Source organism: Paraburkholderia fungorum, from assembly GCF_046026025.1.
Classification (GTDB): Bacteria; Pseudomonadota; Gammaproteobacteria; order Burkholderiales; family Burkholderiaceae; genus Paraburkholderia; species Paraburkholderia fungorum_E.
The window spans coordinates 1-19,178 of sequence record NZ_JAQQFL010000062.1; the positions used below are offsets into that span (position 1 = coordinate 1).

16 protein-coding genes are annotated in these 19,178 nt (G+C 64.2%); 5 read left to right on the top strand and 11 right to left on the bottom strand.

Going from position 1 to position 19,178, the window contains the following annotated elements:
• The first annotated feature begins 327 nt into the window (after positions 1 to 327).
• Complete coding sequence (gene prpR, locus PQR67_RS37390; RefSeq protein ID WP_408467814.1) at positions 328 to 2,310, top strand: propionate catabolism operon regulatory protein PrpR; 1,983 nt, start codon at positions 328 to 330, stop codon at positions 2,308 to 2,310.
• Here prpR and PQR67_RS37395 read toward each other — a convergent pair.
• The 11 genes from PQR67_RS37395 to PQR67_RS37445 all read right to left on the bottom strand — a co-directional run bounded on the left by PQR67_RS37395 (position 2,267) and on the right by PQR67_RS37445 (position 14,850).
• Complete coding sequence (locus tag PQR67_RS37395) at positions 2,267 to 2,689, bottom strand: helix-turn-helix domain-containing protein (RefSeq protein WP_408467815.1); 423 nt, start codon at positions 2,687 to 2,689, stop codon at positions 2,267 to 2,269. The two genes, prpR and PQR67_RS37395, sit on opposite strands and share 44 nt — an antisense overlap.
• The gene (locus tag PQR67_RS37400) at positions 2,686 to 3,855 is read right to left on the bottom strand and encodes an NAD(P)/FAD-dependent oxidoreductase (RefSeq protein WP_408467816.1); all 1,170 of its coding nucleotides are present in this window, start codon (positions 3,853 to 3,855) and stop codon (positions 2,686 to 2,688) included. Before PQR67_RS37400 ends, PQR67_RS37395 begins: the two co-directional genes overlap by 4 nt.
• Positions 3,852 to 5,222, bottom strand: coding sequence for an FAD/NAD(P)-dependent oxidoreductase (locus PQR67_RS37405; protein ID WP_408467817.1), 1,371 nt, complete (start codon positions 5,220 to 5,222; stop codon positions 3,852 to 3,854). The genes PQR67_RS37400 and PQR67_RS37405 overlap by 4 nt, the downstream gene beginning before the upstream one ends.
• Positions 5,207 to 5,521 (bottom strand): (2Fe-2S)-binding protein, encoded by a 315-nt coding sequence (locus PQR67_RS37410; protein ID WP_408467818.1) that lies wholly within the window; start codon positions 5,519 to 5,521, stop codon positions 5,207 to 5,209. Before PQR67_RS37410 ends, PQR67_RS37405 begins: the two co-directional genes overlap by 16 nt.
• On the bottom strand, positions 5,518 to 7,368 hold the full coding sequence (locus PQR67_RS37415) for an ABC transporter ATP-binding protein (protein ID WP_408467819.1): 1,851 nt from the start codon (positions 7,366 to 7,368) through the stop codon (positions 5,518 to 5,520). The genes PQR67_RS37410 and PQR67_RS37415 overlap by 4 nt, the downstream gene beginning before the upstream one ends.
• Positions 7,368 to 8,324 (bottom strand): ABC transporter permease, encoded by a 957-nt coding sequence (locus PQR67_RS37420; RefSeq protein WP_408467820.1) that lies wholly within the window; start codon positions 8,322 to 8,324, stop codon positions 7,368 to 7,370. Before PQR67_RS37420 ends, PQR67_RS37415 begins: the two co-directional genes overlap by 1 nt.
• Entirely contained in the window at positions 8,321 to 9,274 is a 954-nt protein-coding gene (locus PQR67_RS37425; RefSeq protein WP_408467821.1) for an ABC transporter permease, read from the bottom strand. Before PQR67_RS37425 ends, PQR67_RS37420 begins: the two co-directional genes overlap by 4 nt.
• A gap of 140 nt (positions 9,275 to 9,414) precedes the next feature.
• Positions 9,415 to 11,031: an ABC transporter substrate-binding protein gene (locus PQR67_RS37430; protein WP_408467822.1), complete on the bottom strand. Its 1,617-nt coding sequence runs from the start codon at positions 11,029 to 11,031 to the stop codon at positions 9,415 to 9,417.
• A 68-nt stretch (positions 11,032 to 11,099) separates the two neighbouring features.
• Positions 11,100 to 12,374, bottom strand: a complete 1,275-nt coding sequence (locus PQR67_RS37435; protein ID WP_408467823.1) for an NAD(P)/FAD-dependent oxidoreductase — start codon at positions 12,372 to 12,374, stop codon at positions 11,100 to 11,102.
• A 54-nt stretch (positions 12,375 to 12,428) separates the two neighbouring features.
• Positions 12,429 to 13,097, bottom strand: coding sequence for a haloacid dehalogenase type II (locus tag PQR67_RS37440; protein WP_408467824.1), 669 nt, complete (start codon positions 13,095 to 13,097; stop codon positions 12,429 to 12,431).
• 250 nt (positions 13,098 to 13,347) lie between these two features.
• Positions 13,348 to 14,850, bottom strand: coding sequence for an aldehyde dehydrogenase family protein (locus PQR67_RS37445; RefSeq protein ID WP_408467825.1), 1,503 nt, complete (start codon positions 14,848 to 14,850; stop codon positions 13,348 to 13,350).
• 314 nt (positions 14,851 to 15,164) lie between these two features.
• Here PQR67_RS37445 and PQR67_RS37450 point away from each other — a divergent pair, with 314 nt between their 5' ends.
• From PQR67_RS37450 to PQR67_RS37465, 4 genes are all read left to right on the top strand, one after another.
• Positions 15,165 to 16,037: a GNAT family N-acetyltransferase gene (locus PQR67_RS37450; RefSeq protein WP_408467828.1), complete on the top strand. Its 873-nt coding sequence runs from the start codon at positions 15,165 to 15,167 to the stop codon at positions 16,035 to 16,037.
• A gap of 6 nt (positions 16,038 to 16,043) precedes the next feature.
• Positions 16,044 to 16,970: a 2-hydroxyacid dehydrogenase gene (locus tag PQR67_RS37455; protein ID WP_408467826.1), complete on the top strand. Its 927-nt coding sequence runs from the start codon at positions 16,044 to 16,046 to the stop codon at positions 16,968 to 16,970.
• A gap of 205 nt (positions 16,971 to 17,175) precedes the next feature.
• Entirely contained in the window at positions 17,176 to 18,573 is a 1,398-nt protein-coding gene (locus PQR67_RS37460) for an aspartate aminotransferase family protein (RefSeq protein ID WP_408467827.1), read from the top strand.
• A gap of 53 nt (positions 18,574 to 18,626) precedes the next feature.
• Positions 18,627 to 19,124 carry an Lrp/AsnC family transcriptional regulator gene (locus PQR67_RS37465; RefSeq protein WP_074288529.1) on the top strand — a complete coding sequence of 166 codons (498 nt, stop codon included), beginning with the start codon at positions 18,627 to 18,629 and terminating at the stop codon, positions 19,122 to 19,124.
• The last annotated feature ends 54 nt before the right edge of the window (positions 19,125 to 19,178 follow it).

Here is a 19,178-nt window from a genome sequence, read left to right on the forward strand (position 1 = left end):
GCGCCTGCGTTCGGCGTGCTGTTATCGGCTTCACTCATAATTTCGTCTCCAACTGCGGGGGTTGCGTTCGTGCGGCAATCAGCGCGCCGAGCTTGTCTTACGGGGTTTCAATGCGGTGACCGGTGAAAACGGAAACTCATAATGCAAAGAACGGGCCATGCATGGCACCCGCCGCTAAGTGCCTGATTTAACAAAAAATCGTTCGCCGACCCTACCGCCATCGCATTTCATAAGTGAAATCACGAATTTCAAATTAGAAAGCGAGAGGTGCATAATGGGCGGACTTCTGATCGCCCCATCCCCTCTGCCGATATCGAGCCGCACGCCGTGAGCACACCGCCCTTCGACCCCGCGCAGCGCCCCCGCATTTGGGCCGTCAGTATCAGCCGCCTGCGCGATCTGTTTTTCGACATTGCCGGCGAATACGTCGAACGCGCCGATCTGCGCATCGTCGCGCATGGTTTCGAAGACGCCGTGCATGAAATCGACGCGGTCGGCGCCGGGCGTCCGGATGTCGTGATTGCCGGCGGCTCCAACGGGGCGTATCTGAAAACACGCGTCAGCGTGCCAGTCGTGCTGATCGGCCCGACGGGTTTCGACGTCATGCACGCGCTCGCGCGAGCGCGGCGCGACGGCGCGAAGGTCGCGCTCGTCACGCATGGCGACACGCCCGATGAAGTGCGGCGCTTCATCGCCGCGTACGACATCGATGTGACATTTGCGTCCTATCAATCGGCGCAGGATGCGGAGAGTGTCGTTCTCGATCTGCGCGATCGCGGCATCGACGCCGTGGTCGGCCCGGGGCTCATCGCCGATCTCGCAGCGAACGCCGGCATGAGCGCGGTGTTTCTGTACTCACGCGCATCGGTACGCGCCGCGTTCGACACCGCACTCGAAGTGGCCCAGGCCACCCGCCGCGAAACAGTTCGCCGTCAACGACTCGACAATCTGCTGCAGCATCTGCGCGACGGCGTGGTGGCGCTCGATGCGCAAGGGCGCATCGAAGCGATGAACCAGCGTCTCGCCGGCATGCTCGGCATCGACGCCGCAAAGGCCGTGGGCCGCGCGCTGCTCGACCTCGCGCCCGATCTCGCAGGCAGCCTGCCGGACTCGGAAGGCGACGCGTTCTGCACGGTGCGAGGCGCGAGCTATGTCGTGCATCGCGGGCCGCTGGCAAGCAGCAGTTCGGCACCCGGCACCGTACTGACGTTTCAGGAATCACGCGCAGTAGAACGGCTCGACCGCACCTTGCGCTCGCGGCAGCGCGTGCAGCAGTTCAGCGCGCGCTATCAGCTTGGCGATATCGTCGGCGCCTCCGCTTCGATCGAACGGGTCCGCGCGCTGGTGCAGCGCTACGCCAGATCGGACGCCACCGTGCTGATTCTCGGCGAAAGCGGCACCGGCAAGGAGCTGGTCGCGCAGAGCATGCATCAGCTGAGCGCGCGGCGCGACTTCGCCTTCGTCGCCATCAATTGCGGCGCGTTTCCCGAGGCCTTGCTCGAGAGCGAGTTGTTCGGCTATGAGGAAGGCGCGTTCACCGGCGCGCGCAAAGGCGGCAAGGCGGGGCTGATCGAGGTGGCGCACCGCGGCACGCTGTTTCTCGACGAAATCGCCGAGATGCCGCTGTCGTTGCAGAGCCGTCTGCTCCGTGTGCTGCAGGAGCGCGAAGTCGTGCGGCTCGGCTCGACTGAGCCGACGCGCGTGGACATCCGGGTGGTCGCGGCGACGCATCGTGCCTTGACCGAAGGTATCGAAGCGGGCAGCTTTCGCGCGGACCTGTACTACCGGCTCAACATTCTGAGCATCGCGCTGCCGCCGCTGCGCGAGCGGCCCGACGATCTGCTGCCGCTCGCGATCGAACTGCTGCTGCAAGCCGCCTCGCGCGAGCCGAGGCTGGCGGCCCGGCTGCCCGATGCAGACGCGGCGCGGCGTGTTCTCGCCAATCTCGGCGAAGCGCTGAAACGTTACACGTGGCCGGGTAACGTGCGTGAACTGCAGAACGTGATCGAACGGATTGCGGTTGAACTGGCCGATGCGGAACCCGCCGCGGACACGGACGCAAACTCGACCGCCGCAACAAAAACCGTCTTTACGCGCGAGGTACTGCGCACCGTTGCACCTGAAATCTTCGAGCCGCCGCACGCGAGTTCGAAGAAAGCGGCGCTAACGCTACGCGAACGCAGCCGTCATGTGGAAGCCGATGAAATCCGCGCCGCGCTTGCCGCCTGCGACGGCGATCGCGATGCGGTTTGCCAGGCGCTCGGCATCAGCAAGACGACGTTATGGCGGAAGCTGAACGCGGCATCGTAGCCTGCGCCGCGCCGCCTTGCTTCAAGGTACTCTTCACCGCATGCTTCGCCTCGTTCGCGCCGGCGTGCGCGATGAACATGCTGGGCGTCATCCCGCAGCATCGTTTGAAATGCCGGCCGAAGTGGCTCTGATCGAAAAATCCCACCTCGGTCGCCACCACCGATCCCGGCATGCCCTCGAGCAACAAGGTCTGTGCCCGCTGAATCCGCAGCCCGCACAGATAGCGATACGGCGATGAACCGTACTGCTGACGAAATACCGTCGCGAAGCGCGAGACGCTGAGCGCGGACAGCGCGGCGAGTTGCGCGAGCGTCACCGGTTCGTCGAAATGGTCTTCGATGAACGTCCGGGCGGCATTGAGGCTGATGGACTGTTTCATGGCGTCGCGATGGTCGGGCGGGACGCGGCTTGCCTGGCGAACCGGGTAACGGAAAACACCTCGAGCGGAATAGGCGTGCGGCCCGTATCGACGAGTTCGGCGAGCGTCTCGCCAACCCCCGGACCGATCTGGAAACCCGAGCCGCAGAAACCGAACGCGTAGTAAAGGCCGTCGACCTTGCTGCTCGGCCCGATCACCGGTTCGTTGTCGGGCAGATAGCTTTCCACGCCGCTCCACACGCGTATCACATGCAACGGCGCCATCGCCGGAACGAGCCGCCGCAACTGCGCGACTTGCCGCACCGTGTTGCGCGGCAGGACCGATGCGCGGCACGTCACGGCATCCGCCGGGCCACCGGGACCGCCGCCGACAATAATATTGCCGCGCGGAATCTGGCGGAAATAGATGCTCTCTTCCTTGATCGAGGTGAACACCCCCATCGACGACTTGAACACATACGGCACCGGCTCGGTCACGGCCATCTGCGGTCCGCTCGCAACCAACGGAACGGGTTCGCCGAACTGTTCGGTGAGCCGGCTCGCCCACGCGCCCGCGCAGATCACGAGTTGCGCCGCCCAATACACGTCGCCGCGCGCGCTCTCCACGCGAAACCGTTCACCGTCTTTTTCGACGCGCACGATCTCGGTGTTCTCGATCACCTGGGCACCGAGCCGCGCGGCCGCACGGCCAAACGCTGGGGCGGCGAGACGCGGATTGGCGTGACCGTCGAGCGGCGAAATCGACGCCGCCAGCACCTCGCGCCCGAGAAACGGATAGCGTTGGAACACGGCCTCGCCGTGCAGCACGGTGAGGTCGAGACCATGAGCGCGGGCATCGATCGCGTATTGATCGAAATTCTCCACGTCCTTCTGGTGATAGCACACGCGCGTGTGGCCCGACGCCAGAAACTCGATGTCCTCGCCGAGCAGGTCCTTCGAGCGCTGCCATGTGCGCAGCGCGCGGTTCGCCATCTCGAGTTGCGGCAACGCACGGCCCTGCCGGCGAATACCGCCGAAGTTCACGCCGCTCGCCTGCTGTCCGGTGAGTCCGCGTTCGAGCAGAATCACCGAACGATTACGCTGGCGCAGAAAGAAGGCGGTCGTCGTGCCCATGATGCCGCCGCCGATCACGATCACATCGGCTTCATTCGTTATCGTCGCGCTCATTCGTCCACCTCTTCGGCGAGCGCCACAGGTAGCGGTTTGACGGGCGCCTGCCCGCGCAGCCGTCCCACCGAGGACAACGGCACCGAAGCCGTCGCCGCGATAATTTCCGCACCGGCGTGGCCGCAGTAGCGGCCTTGACAGCGGCCCATGCCGACGCGCGAAAACGCCTTCGCGCGATTGGCTTCCTGGGCGCCGGCCGCGTGCACGACGCGGCGCAGTTCACCGGCTGTAATGGCTTCGCAACGGCACACGATTGTTTCATCCGGCAGGGACGCGGCGAATTTCGCCGGCCACGGAAAGGCTTCGCGTAAGCCGGCGGCAAAGCGTGTGAAACGCGCGAGTTCGGCGCGCAACGGCTCGACGCCTTCGACCTGCATGCCGTGATCGCGCAACGCGGCCATTGCCGCGAGGCGGCCCGAACGCTCGGCGGCGTCCGCGCCGCGCACTCTCGCGCCATCGCCCGCCAGATAAACGCCCTTCACGCTGCTACGACCGTCCGCGTCGATTTGCGGCAGCCATTGCCGCGCGTTGTCGTCGAACACGAAGCGACACCCCGCGAGGTCCGCAAGCTGTGTCTCCGGGCGCAGGTGATAGCCGAGCGCAACAGCGTCGCACGCGAATTCAAGTTGCTTGCCGCCAGGCAATGCAACCACGACGCCACTCACCCCGCCCTCCGGCGAGCCTTTGATTTCCACGGGCTGCACGCCGCGATGAACCGGCACGCGTGCCTTCGTCAGCACGCGCGTCAATGCCACCCCTTTCTTGAGGGCGGCGGGAATCGCCAGCAGATGCGGCAGCGCGGTCAATCGCTGCATGAAGGTCGACGTATCGAGCACGGCCGCCACCTGCGCGCCCGCCTTGATGTATTGCGCGGCCACGAGATACAGCAACGGACCGCTGCCCATCATCACGATGCGCGAGCCGATCGCGCAGGCCTGCGATTTCAGCGCAACCTGCGCGCCGCCGAGGCTATACGTGCCGGCCTGATGCCAGCCCTTGACCGGCATCAGCCGGTCCGTCGCGCCGCTGCAAACAATCAGGGAATCGAACGATAGCGTCTGGTAGCGCGTGCCGCTCGCCAGATGCACGGCGTTCGGCGAGATATTCCAGACCAGCGTCTCCGGCAGATAATCGATCTTGCCCTTCAGCGCATCGAAGCTCTGATGCAGCGAAGCGGCGCGTTCCGCCTCCGTGCCGTACAGCGTCTCGTAGCTGCGCGAAAACCCTTCCGGTTGCCGCCGATAAATCTGGCCGCCGTCACGCCGGCCTTCGTCGATGACCGTCGGCCGCAGCCCCGCTTCGACTAACGCCTGCGCGGCGCGCACGCCCGCCGGCCCGGCGCCGATGATCACTACGCGCGGGGCCATACGCCCTCCCCGGCTTCAGCCAGCTTCGTGACAATCGACATGCCCGGCGCCGCAGGTGTACTACACGCCCGCATGCGTTCGCCTTGCGCCGTCCAGACCCAGCAGTCCTGGCAAGCGCCCATCAAACAGAAACCCGCACGGCGGCCGTCGCCGAATTCGGAATCGCGCAACGTGCTCGCGCCGGTCAGCAGGGCGACCATCAACGTGTCGCCCTCGGCCGCCTCACGCACGACGCCGTCCACGGTAATCGGAAAGGTCTTGCGGTCTGTCTCCGCGAGCCGCACAAATCGTCCACTCATGCCGGGGTCGCCTCCACGGTCTGCAAGCGGTTCAGTTCAGCCGCCGGATGATGGCAAAGAATCTCCGCGCCCGACGGCAGTTTCTTCAGCGACGGCGGCGTGACATTGCACATCCCGTCGATGCGCACCGGGCAGCGCGCGCGGAACGAGCACAGCTCGGGAACATTGGCGCTCTCACCCATCGGCGGCAGCGCGGCACAACCCACCGCGCGGCGCGCGTCGAGCCAGCCCGGTTTCAGCGCGGGCACCGAATCGACCAGCAAACCCGTGTACGGGTGATAGGGCGGCGCCGCGAGCACGTCGCGCTGCCCGGCTTCCACGCGCTGTCCCGCGTATAGCACGATGACTTCGTCGCAAACCGCGCGCACGGTGGAGATATCGTGGCTGATGAACATGTACGACACGCCGAGTTCGCGGCGCAATTCAGCCAGCAAGTCGAGGATCGCCGCGCCGACCACCGTATCGAGCGCGGAGGTGACTTCGTCGCAGAGGATCAGTGCGGGATCGGCGGCCAGCGCGCGCGCCAGATTCACGCGCTGCTTCTGACCACCGGAGAGCCCGGCAGGCGTACGGGTGGCAATCGAAGCGGGCAGCTTCACCAGATCGAGCAATTCCAGCATGCGTTTCTTCGCGGCCGAACCCCGCAGATGGTGATAGAACGCAAGCGGACGGCCCAGGATATCGGCGATCGAATGGCTCGGATTCAGCGCGGTGTCGGCGTTCTGGAACACGATCTGGATCTGCCGGTACTGCTCCGGCGTGCGACGCGAAAGTTGCGCCGGCAACAGCGTGCCGTTAAAAAACACCTCACCGCGCGCACGGTCGACCAGACCGGCCACCACCCGCGCGAGCGTCGTCTTGCCGGAGCCGGATTCGCCGATCACGCCGAGCGTGCTGCCGCGCGGGATCGACAGGCTGACGTCGTCGAGCACGCGCACGGCGGGCGCGCCGGAACGGTCGATACGCCCGTAGCCGGCCGCGAGCCCGCGAATTTCGAGTAGCGGCGGGATGTGTTTGCCGACCTGCGGCGTCGCCAGTTCCACTTCCGGGCGGCGTGTCGCGGCGAGCAGTTGACGCGTGTAAGCATCCACGGGGGCATCGAGCACTTGCGCGACCGCGCCGTTTTCCTTCACCGCGCCGCCATTCAGCACGACGATGCGATCCGCCATCTGCGCGACCACGGCCAGATCGTGCGACACGTACACGGCGGTCGTGCCGAGTTCACGAATCACCTTCTTGAACGCCGCGAGCACCTCGATCTGCGTGGTGACATCGAGCGCGGTGGTCGGCTCGTCGAACACGACGACAGCGGGGTCCGTGATCAACGCCATGGCGGCCATCAAGCGCTGCAACTGGCCGCCGGACACCTGATGCGGATAACGCTCGCCGATCGTCTCCGGCGCGGGCAGCGCAAGCGCGCGGAACAGGTCGACCGCTTTCTTGCGCGCCGCCTCGGCCGACATCACACGATGCAGCAACGCCGGCTCGGTCACCTGATCCATGATCGTGCGCGACGGATTGAAACCCGCCGACGCACTCTGCGCGACATACGCCACGGTCCGCGCCCGCAATCCGCGCCGGCCTTTGGCATCGAGCGACAGCACCTCCACTTCGCCGACGCGCACCGATCCGCTGCTGATCGAACATCCCGCCCGCGCATAGCCGAGCAGCGACAACGCGATCGTCGTCTTGCCCGAACCGGACTCGCCGATCAACGCCAGCACCTCGCCCTTCTTCACCGAAAAACTGACACCCTTGACGATCTCGGTCACCGGTCCCGGCGCCGCGCCCGCGACAACCCGCAGACCCTTCACTTCGATCATGTCCCGCTCGGCTCGATCAGCCATCACGCACCTCCATGGCTACGGCCACGACGCCGCAGGTTGTCGATCAGCAGATTCATGCCGATGGTCAGCGTCGCAATCGCAACAGCCGGCATCAATACGGCAGGCGCGCCCTCCGACAAACCACCGATGTTCTCGCGCACGAGCGACCCCCAGTCGGCATTCGGCGGCTGCACGCCAAGACCGAGAAAACTCAGCCCGCTCAGCAGCAGCACGATAAACACGAAGCGCAAGCCGAAATCCGTGAGCATCGGATAAATCATGTTCGGCAGCACTTCCACGCGTGCGATATAGAAGATGCCCTCGCCGCGCGCTCTCGCCACCTGAACGTATTCCAGGCCCATCAGGTTCACCGCGAGCGAGCGCGAAATGCGGAAGGCACCGGGGATATAGGCCAAAGCGGCCACGGTGGTCAGCATCGTGATCGACGAGCCGAACGCGGCAATGACCACGAGCGCGAGCACCTTGCTCGGAATCGAAATCAGTGCGTCGAACAGACGGCTCAAAATTTCATCGACCCAGCGCCCGGACACCGCGGCGAGCAAACCGAAAAACGTGCCGATCACACTGGCGAGCACCGCCGCTGCCAGCGCGAGGCCGACCGTGTACCGCGCGCCGTAGAGAATCCGGCTCAACATGTCGCGGCCGAGATAGTCGGTGCCGAGCGGATACGCCGCGCTATAGCTGCCGAAAATCTCCGTCGAGGTCAGCGCGCCGCCTTTGTACGGTGCGACCAGCGGCCCAATGAACGCGACGATCAGCCAGAACGCCACCAGCACGAGGCCAATCAGGCCGAGTACGGAGAAGCGGTGCACCAGCCGTTTCAACATGCCCTGTTTGAGCGCTGCCGCTTCGACGGCCGGCGTCTCGATAGCGGGTTCATCGAGGCCCAGGTCGTACACCTCGGTGCTCGCATGGGGAATGTGAGGAACATGGGGATTGGTAGGTTGGCTCATCATCGACGCAGCCTCGGATTGGATACGATTTGACACAGGTCGGCGATCAGCACCAACGCGAGATACGCCGCGCAGAACACCATCACGCAGCCCTGCACGAGCGGCATGTCGCGGTTGGTGACGGCATCCACCATCAGGCTCGCGAGGCCGGGATAGTTGAAGATCGATTCCACGATCACCACGCCGCCGAACAGATACGACAGGCTCAAGGCCACCGCGTTGGCAATCGGGCCGATGGTGTTGGGCAACACGTGCCGCAGCACCACCCGCGCGGGCGACGCGCCCTTGAGGATCGCCATTTCCACGTACGACGAATTGAGCTGATCGAGCACCGCGGCGCGGGTCATACGCGACATCTGCGCGACGATCACGCAACACAGCGTCATGACCGGCATCGCGTAGATGCGCAACAACGCGCTTACCGAATGCACCTCCGAGAGATAGGAGAGCGCAGGCAGCCAGCGCAGCTTGACGGCGAAGATCAGCACGGCGATGGTGGCAATCAGAAACTCCGGCACGGCCACCGTCGAGAGCGTGAGCACGTTGAGCGTGCGGTCAAGCAGCGAGCCGCGGAACATTGCCGACGAAATACCGATCACGAGAGCGAGCGGCACGGAGACCAGCGCCGTCAAACCGGCCAGCACCAGCGAATTCGGCAGACGCGTGGCGATCAACTCGCTGACCGGCAGATTGTTCGACAGCGAGGTGCCGAAGTTACCGCTGACAATATGAAAGAGCCACTCGAAGTAGCGTTGCAGCGCCGGCTGGTCGAGACCGAATTGATGCCGCAAGACCGCGACGGCTTCCGGGGTCGCGGCCTGGCCGAGCGCCTGCTGGGCGGCATCGCCGGGAAGCAGCCCGGTGATGGCGAACACGACTGCCGAGACCAGCAGCAGCGTGAGCAGCGCGAGGCCAAGGCGCGCGGCAATGAGTCGTTGCGCGTGTGCTTTCATCGAAAGTCGCCTCCTGTGCAGGGTTGAAGCCGCACGCCGCGGGCAAGCGGCGTGCTTATTGCCTGTACCGCCTGTACCGCCTGAATTGCCGGTATTGCCGGGTATGACGTGTTACCTACCGTCAATCAGACAGGCCCGCCTCAGGCTTCCAGCCAGACGTTTTCCGCGAACATGAAGCCCATCAGGCCGGCCAGCGGAATCGAGCCGAGACCCTTGAGCTTCGACGTGTAGGCGTCGAGCGAACTCTGGAACAGCGGAATGCCGACACCGCCTGTTTCATGCACCAGCACCTGCATGTCGCCATAAATCTTCTTACGCTTCGCGTCGTCCGGCTCGCCGCGCGCCGCAACCAGCATCTGGTCGAACTTCGCGCTCTTCCAGTTCGCTTCGTTCCACGGTGCGTCCGACTTGAAGAACTGCGTGAAAATCACATCGGCGCTCGGACGCGCGTTGATATTGCCGAAACCCAGCGGATGCTTCATCCAGTGGTTCGACCAGTAGCCGTCGGCCGGCACGCGCGACACCTGAAGATTCAAACCGGCTTGCGGCGCCACCTGCTGCAGGAACATCGCCATTTCAACGGAGCCTTCCGCCGCCGGCGAGGCGAAAATCTGGATCGGCGCGCTGCCGACCTTGGCCTTCTGGAAATGGAACTTCGCCTTGTCCGGATCGAAGGCACGTTGCGGCAGACCGGCCAGGTAGTACTTATTGGTCGGATCGATCGGCTGGTCGTTGCCGATCGCGCCGTAACCCTGGAAGATCGCCCGGCGCATCTGCTCGCGATCCTGCAGGTACATCATGCCTCGACGAAAATCGTCGTTGGCGGCAATACCGCCTTCGTCACGCACAATCAGGTCGGTGTACTGGCCCGTCTTCGTCTCCAGCACGCCGAAACCGCCGGCGCTCTTGATCTGCGCGGTCGAACGCGGGCTCACCGCGTTGATCAGTTGTACGTCGCCCGATAGCAGCGCGTTCACGCGCGCCGATTCGTCGCCAATGCCGATCAATTCGACTTCGTCGAGATGCGGCAGGCCCGGCTTCCAGTAATTCGCGTTCTTCACACCGACCGTGCGCACGCCCGGCGAGAACTCCTTGAGCTTGAACGGGCCGGTGCCGACCGCTGTTTTGAAGTCCTTGGTGCCGTCCTTGATGATCTGGAAATGCGAGGTGGCGAGAATCACCGGCAGATCGGCGTTCGGACCTTCCAGCGTGATCGTCACTTCGTTCGGGCCCGTCTCCTTCACTTCCTTGATCTGATCGGCCAGCGTCTTCGCTTTCGAGGCCGTCGCCGGATCCTTATGGCGCATGATCGAATACACGACGTCCGCCGGCGTGAGCGGCTTGCCGTCGTGGAACTGCACGCCGGTGCGCAGCTTGGCGACCCACACCGTCGCATCCTTCGTGTCCAGCGAGGTGGCGAGCGCCATCTTCGCGCCGAGATGCGAATCGAGCTCGGTCAGGCAGTTATAGAACATGAAGCCGCGGACATAGTCCGTGCCGAGCGCACCCTTGGCCGGGTCGAGCGTGTCGGCGGCCGAAGCGGACTGCGTCGCCACGCGGATCTTGCCACCCTGCTTCGGCTTCGCTTGCGCCAATGCCGCGCCGCTTGCGCTCAGAAGACCGGCGCCCGTCACCGACATCATCCCTGCCGCGGCCATCGCACGCAGCACGCCGCGGCGCGACGTGCCTTTTGACGTCAATCGCTCCAACTCGGTGCCGAGTTGAAGCGCGCCATATTGTGAGGTTTCCTTATTCATCGAACTTCTCCGCGAGGGTGACAGGGATAGCTGCGTGGTTTTTGAATGGCAAATGCAACAGGGAAGAATCAATAAAAAATGTCTTTGATGCGGTAGTACGTCCCCACCAGCGGCAGGAACCAGGGTTTGCCCGTGTGGCCTGGAATCGCGGGCCATTCGGACTCGCGCCACGGATTGCTTTCTTCGTGGCCGTCCATCACGTCGGCCATCACCTGGCCCATGTGCGTCGACATCTGCGTGCCGTGGCCGCTGTAGCCCAGCGAGAAATAAATCCCGTCGTGTTGACCGGCATGCGGCAGCCGGTCGGCGGTCATATCCACGAGACCGCCCCAGCAATAGTCGACACGTGCTTTCGCCAGCATCGGGAACATCGCGACCAGCCCCTGCTGCAGAATCCTTCCGCTCTTCGCGTCCGACGGCCGTTCAGATGCCGTGAAGCGCGCCCGTCCGCCGAACAGCAAGCGCGAATCCGGCGTCACGCGGAAATAGTTGTGCATCAGGCGCGTGGTGGTGTAAGCGCGCCGGTTTGGAAATACCTGCGCCAGCAGTTCCGGCGACAGCGCTTGCGTCACGACGATGAACGACCCCACCGGCGCGAGCCGCCGCCGATACCAGCCGAACGGACCATGCCGCGACGGGCCGGTCGCGATCAGCACCTGCTTCGCGCGCACTTCACCGCGCGCGGTAGTGACCTTGAACCCGGTGCCGTCTTTCGCGATCGCGGTGACCGCCGCGTTTTCATAAAGCCTTGCGCCGCGACGAACCGCGGCATCGGCGAGTCCAACCGCAAACTTGCCCATATGCATCTGGCCGCCATGCCGCTGCAACAGCCCGCCGTAAAAACTGTCCGACTGGATTTCGCTGCGAATCCGTTCGCGCCCGATTAGTTCGATATCCGTATCGACTTCGCGCCGGATCAACTCCGCGGTCTTTTCCAGATGCGCCATGTGATGCGGTTTCGACGCCAGCTTGAGCTTGCCGGTCGCGCTGTAATCGCAGTCGATGTTCTCCTCGCGAATCACACGCTCGACCGTATCGACCGCATCCGAAAATGCGCGATAACATGCGCTGGCCCGCTCCACACCCAGTTGCGCAACCAGTGCAACGAAGTCCTGCGCGACGCCGGTATTGACCTGCCCGCCGTTGCGCCCGGACGCGCCGCCGCCGATGCGCCCCGCGTCGAGCACCGTCACCGAGGCGCCGCGCTTGCCCAACGCCTGTGCCGCCGACAGCCCGGTAAAGCCGCCGCCGATCACGACGACATCGGTTTGGCCCTCGACCGGACCTTCACACGCCGACAGGAGCGGCGGTGCGGTGTCGAGCCAATAGGAATCGAGCTTCATCCGGTCTGTCCTTGAGATGGGCAATGAGCGAGGCAGCCAATATGCAAGCGGTGCTTACAGGCCGAGTTCCGCGGCCAGATGCGGAATGTCGTTGACTTCGTAGTACTGGTAGTACGGCGTGGACGGTTCGTGGCCACGCTTGACGAAAGCCTTGTGCTTGATGCCCATGTCATGGGCGGTCATCAGGTCATAGCGCAGGCTCGACGACACGTGCAACACGTCTTCCGGATTGCAGTTCAGCTGGTCGAACATGTATTCGAAGCCCTGCATGCGCGGCTTGTACGACTGTGCCTGTTCGGCCGTGAAGACCGCGTGGAACGGCGCGCCGAGCTTGTCCACGTTGCTCTGGATCTGGTTATTCGACGCGTTCGACAGAATCACCAGCTTGTACTTTTTCGCCAGACGCGCGACGCCTTCCGGCACGTCCGGGTGCGGACCCCAGGTCGGCACGGCCAGGTAGATCTTCTCGGCTTCCTGTTCGTCGAACGCCACGTTCATGCGCTTGCACGCACGGCGCAACGCGTTGACCACCACGTCGCGATACGGCTTCCATGCACCCAGCACTTCGTCGCGGCGATAGCCCGCGTAGAACGCCACGAGCTTTTCCAGATCCTCGGCGTTCAGCAGATGACCGAACATTTCGCGGGTCATGTCGGCCATGCGGAACTTGGTGAGCGTGCCGTAGCAGTCGAAGGTGATGTATTTCGGTTCGAATTCGATCATGGTGCAGTCCTATCGTGGTGGTGAACTCGACAGCGAGCTCAGTGGCGAAAACAGGGCAACGATGTTGCGTGGGACCGGAGTCAGTGCTTTGCAGCAACTCCAGTCGACAAAAGCCAATCCCTGTAAAAGATTTAATCAGTGCAAAAACACAGATGTTTCCTGATTCGTGCGCTGCAGATGACACAAACCATGCGTTTTTATGCCATCGCGCAGCACAGTCTGCGGTGGTCGGGCTGGAAGCCCCGTCCACTCAGGCCCGCAGGTCGATCAGCACGCTCTTGAAGCGCAGATTTGCCTCGTAAGCCTGGCGGCCGAGGTCCTTGCCGATGCCGGAGCGCTTGTAGCCGCCTGTGGGGATCATGAAGTCGGAAGTGCGGCCGTAGCGGTTGACCCAGACCGTCCCCGCCTCGAGGCCGCGCACGAAGCGCAGCGCCCGGCCGAGATCGGCCGTGTGCACGCCGGCGGCGAGCCCGTACTCGGGATGCTGGGCGAGCGAGAGCGCTTCTTCTTCGGTGTCGAAGGTCTGCAGCGTCAGCACGGGGCCGAACACCTCTTCACGCACGGCTTCGGAGTCGGCGGTGACGTCCGTGAGCAGCGTCGGCGTATAGAACGCTCCAGTCGCCCCACCCGCCGCCTCGCCGTCAGCCCGCATGCCGCCGTAGCGCAGCGTCGCGCCCGCCTCCAGCGTGCGCCCGACGATCCCCTCGATGCGCGCCGCCTGGGGCGCGGAGATGATCGGCGACAAGGTGGTGCCGGCGGCCCATGTCGCGCCGGGTTTCAACTCGGCGAAGATCTTGCCGATGCGCTCGGCCAGCGGCTCCGCCAGGCTTCGCTCGACCAGCAGGCGCGAACCCGCCACGCACACCTGGCCGGCATTACCGGTAATGGCGCCGGCGATCCGCCGAGCTACATCGTCCAGACGCGGGGCATCGGCGAACACGATTTGCGGACTCTTGCCGCCGAGCTCGAGCGTGACCGGCTTGGTGCCGCTTTGGGCGCAGGCCGCCATGATGGCGGCGCCGGTCCGCGTGGAGCCGGTGAAGGTGACCTTGCTGATCTTCGGATGGCGCACCAGTTCGTCGCCGGTGACGCGGCCGTCCCCTTGCACCACGTTGAAGATGCCCGCCGGCACGCCGGCCTGCACGGCCAGTTCGGCGAGCCGCAACACCGAGAACGGCGTCATCTCCGAAGGCTTCAGCACCACCGCGTTACCCGCCGCCAAGGCCGGTGCGATCTTCCACGAAGCCATCACCAGCGGGAAGTTCCACGGCGCGATGGCGGCAATCACGCCGTACGGCTCGGCGATCGTCATGCCGAGGTGGTCATGGTCGGTCGCCGCCACGTCGCCGCCCAGCTTGTCGGCGAATTCGGCGTAGAAGCGGATGCCCTCGGCGGTGAACGGCACGTCCCAGCCGACGGCCTGCGCGATCGGCCGGGTCGAGCCGAGCGCTTCCAGACGGCCTAAAAACGGCGCATCGGCTTCGACCAGTTCGGCGAAACGGCGCAGGATCCTGGCGCGCTCACGCGGCGCCATGCGCGCCCAGCCGCTCGTCCTGAATGCCTGCCACGCGTTTTCCACCGCGCGATCCACCATCGCCGCGTCGGCGAGCGGCAGCGAGGCGTAGGTCACGCCGTCCGAAGGGCGCGCCACCTCGATGTGACGCTCGCCGTTGCGCCCGTCCCCCTCAACATATTCACCGCCGATAAAATGTCCGCTGCGAATCGCGACGTCGTCCGGATTGAAGCTGTCCATGAGAAAAGTTTCCTGTGTGACTGGCTGGGGGTCCCGGGCGGTGCGTCTACGGTGCGTCAGAATCACGCCGCCGCCATGACAAAATCGTAGAGCCGTGTGCGTGGCATATGTCACCGACAAAAATCCCCACGCAGCAGAACGCGCCTGTAATGAGCGATCAAACTGGGCGTTTTGCATCGAATCGCAATGCGGCTCTCGCGAGCGCCCCGGATAAAAAGATCGTCCTAGTCACACCGCGCGCCGGATGACAAAGTGGCGGCGTAAGCCTTCAGCCATTCTGGGAGCACGGCGTGTCCGATTCGAAGACCGATTCGATTAGCGATTCGATTACCTACCGACCTTTCACCCACGACGACATCGCCGCCGCGCACGCGCTGACGGTCGAGCTCAAATGGCCGCATCGCGCGGACGACTGGCGATTCGTGGCGCAACTGGGCGTGGGTTTCGTCGCGGAAGACGCGAGCGGCATGATCGGCACGGCGTTGTGCTGGAAATACGGCGCAGACCGGGCCTCGCTCGGCATGGTGATCGTCTCTCCGGCAAGCCAGGGGCGCGGCATCGGCAGAAAGCTGATGGAGCGTGTGCTGGAAGAGCTTGGCGGCCGGATCACGTTTTTGCACGCCACGCCGGCGGGACAGCCGTTGTACGAAAAGCTCGGCTTTCGCGCGCTCGGCACGCTCGACCAGCATCAGGGCGCGGCATTCCAGCCGCCGCTGGTTTCCTTGCCGCCCGGGGAACGGTTGCGACCGCTCGGCTCGAGCGATACCGCGCGGCTGGTCGAACTGGCGTCGCAGGCAAGCGGCTTGGATCGTGGCGAAGTTTTGCCCGCGCTGTTGAACGCCGCCGATGGCATTGCCCTCGATCGCGACGGCGAACTGGTCGGCTTCGCGCTGTTTCGCCGCTTCGGCAAGGGCTTTGCGATCGGACCGGTGGTCGCGCCCGCGTCGGAGGATTCGAGCCGCGCCAAGGCGTTGATCAGCCACTGGTTAGCGCTTAACGAAGGCGTGTTCGTGCGCATCGATACGCCGGGCGAGAGCGGGCTGACCGAATGGCTGACACAGTTGGGAATTCCACGGGTGGATACGGTCGTCAAGATGGTTCGGCACGCCACGCCGGCTGATCTTAGCGGTGACGGCAAAAACAGCCCCTATCTGCAATACGGCATCATCAACCAGGCGATCTGCTGATTCATCATGGCCTTCCTTTATAAAGCCGACCCGGCGCGTGGCGCGCAATGGGCCAAACTCTTCGCGCAGAAAGCGCCGGACCTGCCGTTCCACATCTGGCCCGAGCTCGGTGACCCGGCCGCGATCCGCTACCTCGCCGCCTGGCAACCGCCGGAAAATCCCACCCTCACCTTCCCGAACCTTGAAATCGTTTTCTCGGTCGGCGCGGGCATCGACCAGTTCGACCTGTCAGGCGTGCCGGCGCATGTGCCGGTGGTGCGGATGATCGAGCCGGGCATTATTGAAGGGATGGTCGAATACGTCACGCAAGCCGTGCTGACGATTCATCGCGATCTGTTCGACTACGGCCTCCAGCAACAACAACAGATCTGGCGCGAACTGCCGCTCAAGCCGGCCGGCGCGCGCCGCGTTGGCGTGCTGGGGCTCGGCGTGCTGGGCACGGCGGTGCTGGAAAAGCTGCGGCTATTCGGTTTCGCCTGCGCGGGCTGGAGCCGTTCGCCGCGTGAGATCGAAGGCGTCGATTGCTATGCAGGCGAAGGCACGCTGGACGAATTCCTCGCCCGTACCGACATCCTGGTCTGCCTGTTGCCGCTCACGCCCGCCACGCGCGGCCTGCTCGATGCCAGCTTGTTCGCGAAGCTGCCACGCGGCGCCTCGCTGATTCAAACCGGGCGCGGTCCGCATCTGAACCAGCCCGATCTGCTGGCGGCACTGGAGAGCGGCCAGTTGCACAACGCCATACTCGACGTCACGGATCCCGAGCCGCTGCCTGCCGGCCATCCGTTGTGGACGCATCCACGTGTGCGCATCACGCCCCATATCGCCAGCGCCACGCGGCCCGAAAGCGCCGTCGACGTGGTGCTCGAAAATCTGCGCCGCCATCGCGAAGGCCTGCCGATGCTCGGTCAGATCGACCGGACCCAGGGATACTGACTCCGGGACACTGAACACGGCGCCGCGGCGCTGAATGAAACGCCCGCCCGCCGTGGCTTTTCTGCGTCCGCAGCAGAAAATGCTGAGGCCACGTATCAAAACGCGTCGCGTACGCTTTTCAGACATTTGTTTAGGTGAGCAGGCAATCGTCGTGGGTCAGTAGTATGGAACGGTCAACAGCCCCTTTCCGCGACGAGAAACCATCATGCCGATTCATTCGCTCATTGAAGCCGACCGCAAGCATCTGATTCACCCGGTCGTTAGCTACCGCGCGCACGAAGCCCGCGGCGTCACCGTCCTCGAGTCCGCCCACGGCGCGTTCCTGCGCGACGCGGCCGGCAACGAACTGCTCGACGCCTTCTCGGGTCTGTGGTGCGTCAATGTGGGCTACGGCCAGCAGAGCATTGTCGACGCCGCCACCGCGCAGATGCAGAAACTGCCCTACGCGACCAGCTATTTCCATTTCGGCTCGGCCCCGGCAATCGAACTGGCGCAGAAGCTGGTGGAGGTGTCGCCCGCTTCGCTGCAACATGTGTATTTCACGCTTGGCGGTTCCGACGCGGTCGATTCGGCCATCCGTTTCATCACGCACTACTTCAACGCAACCGGGCGGCCGGCGAAGAAACACATCATCGCGCTGCAACGCGGCTACCATGGTTCGTCGACGATGGGCGCGGGGCTCACCGCCTTGCCCGTGTTCCACCGCAACTTCGATCTGCCGCTGCCGAACCAGCATCATCTGCCGTCACCTTACGCGTACCGCAACGATTTCGCCGACGACGCCGCGTTGATCGCCGCCTCGGTCGCCGCGCTGGAAGCGAAGGTGGCCGAACTCGGCGCCGGCAACGTTGCGGCGTTCTTCTGCGAACCGATTCAGGGATCGGGTGGCGTGATCGTGCCGCCGGTCGGCTGGTTGAAAGCGATGCGCGATTGTTGCCGCAAGCTCGGCATCCTGTTCGTCGCCGACGAAGTCATCACCGGTTTCGGCCGTACGGGTCCGCTATTCGCCTGCCAGGGCGAAAACGTCGAACCGGATCTGATGACCGTGGCGAAAGGCTTGACCGCCGGCTATGCGCCAATGGGCGCCGTGCTGATGTCTGACGAAATCTATCAAGGCATTGCGAACGGCGACGCCGAAGCGGTTATCGGCCACGGCCATACGTATTCGGCCCATCCGGTGAGCGCGGCCATCGGTCTCGAAGTACTGCGCCTCTATCATGAAGGCGGCCTGCTCGCGAACGGTGTGGCGCGTGGCCCGCGTTTCGCCCGCGGCCTCGACGCGCTGCTCGCGCATCCGCTGGTGGGCGACTCGCGCCATCGCGGCCTGCTCGGGGCACTCGAACTGGTATCGGACAAAGACAGCAAGGCGGGCTTCGACCCGGCGCTGAAACTGTCCGAACGGATCGCCGCCGCAGCGTATGAAAATCGTCTGATCTTCCGTGCGTTCGGCGACAATATTCTCGGCTTTGCGCCAGCGCTGTCATACACGGAAGCCGAGTTCGATCTGATGTTCGAGCGCCTCGAAAAGACCCTCGACGACGTTCTCGCGCAGGCCGATGTCCGGGCCGCGTTGAACGTCAAAATTCATGCCACTGCGTGCTAGAGTAGAGGAGTGTTCGAGCCCCCATCACCCATCGCCGGAGCGACAACGTTACGATGAGCAGCGACTGCAAGCTGGACCGGATTGACCTGCGCATACTTTCACAGTTGCAGAAGAAAGGCCGCATAACCAACGTCGAGCTTGCCGACGCGGTCGGCCTGTCGCCCAGTCCTTGCCTGATCCGGGTCAAGCGTCTGGAGAAGGCCGGCTACATCATCGGCTACGGTGCGCAGATCCAGCTCGAAAAGCTCGGCGACGTGCAGATCGTGTTTACCGAAGTCACGCTCGCCGATCATCGGCGGGAAGACTTCATCAAGTTCGTGAATGCGATCAAAGACGTCGACGAGATTGTCGAGTGTCATCTGGCGAGCGGCGGCTATGACTACCTGCTGAAGTTCGTCACGCGCAGCGTGAGCCACTATCAGAGCATTGTCGAAGGCCTGCTGGAGCGCGATATCGGCATCGAAAAGTACTTCAGCTATGTGATCATCAAGTCGCCGTTCGTGAAGAGCCATTACCCGCTCGAAACGCTGTTCTCGCAGAACCACCACTAGTGGGGTGGGGGGGGGGGGGCCGCCCCGCCCCCCCCCCCCCCGCATATACGCTCA

Bases quoted from the DNA above. Each gene is read 5' to 3' on its own strand.
- PQR67_RS37395 (WP_408467815.1), bottom strand. From the start codon at position 2,689: ATGAAACAGTCCATCAGCCTCAATGCCGCCCGGACGTTCATCGAAGAC.
- PQR67_RS37400 (WP_408467816.1), bottom strand. From the start codon at position 3,855: ATGAGCGCGACGATAACGAATGAAGCCGATGTGATCGTGATCGGCGGC.
- PQR67_RS37405 (WP_408467817.1), bottom strand. From the start codon at position 5,222: ATGGCCCCGCGCGTAGTGATCATCGGCGCCGGGCCGGCGGGCGTGCGC.
- PQR67_RS37410 (WP_408467818.1), bottom strand. From the start codon at position 5,521: ATGAGTGGACGATTTGTGCGGCTCGCGGAGACAGACCGCAAGACCTTT.
- PQR67_RS37415 (WP_408467819.1), bottom strand. From the start codon at position 7,368: ATGGCTGATCGAGCCGAGCGGGACATGATCGAAGTGAAGGGTCTGCGG.
- PQR67_RS37420 (WP_408467820.1), bottom strand. From the start codon at position 8,324: ATGATGAGCCAACCTACCAATCCCCATGTTCCTCACATTCCCCATGCG.
- PQR67_RS37425 (WP_408467821.1), bottom strand. From the start codon at position 9,274: ATGAAAGCACACGCGCAACGACTCATTGCCGCGCGCCTTGGCCTCGCG.
- PQR67_RS37430 (WP_408467822.1), bottom strand. From the start codon at position 11,031: ATGAATAAGGAAACCTCACAATATGGCGCGCTTCAACTCGGCACCGAG.
- PQR67_RS37435 (WP_408467823.1), bottom strand. From the start codon at position 12,374: ATGAAGCTCGATTCCTATTGGCTCGACACCGCACCGCCGCTCCTGTCG.
- PQR67_RS37440 (WP_408467824.1), bottom strand. From the start codon at position 13,097: ATGATCGAATTCGAACCGAAATACATCACCTTCGACTGCTACGGCACG.
- PQR67_RS37445 (WP_408467825.1), bottom strand. From the start codon at position 14,850: ATGGACAGCTTCAATCCGGACGACGTCGCGATTCGCAGCGGACATTTT.
- PQR67_RS37455 (WP_408467826.1), top strand. From the start codon at position 16,044: ATGGCCTTCCTTTATAAAGCCGACCCGGCGCGTGGCGCGCAATGGGCC.
- PQR67_RS37460 (WP_408467827.1), top strand. From the start codon at position 17,176: ATGCCGATTCATTCGCTCATTGAAGCCGACCGCAAGCATCTGATTCAC.
- PQR67_RS37465 (WP_074288529.1), top strand. From the start codon at position 18,627: ATGAGCAGCGACTGCAAGCTGGACCGGATTGACCTGCGCATACTTTCA.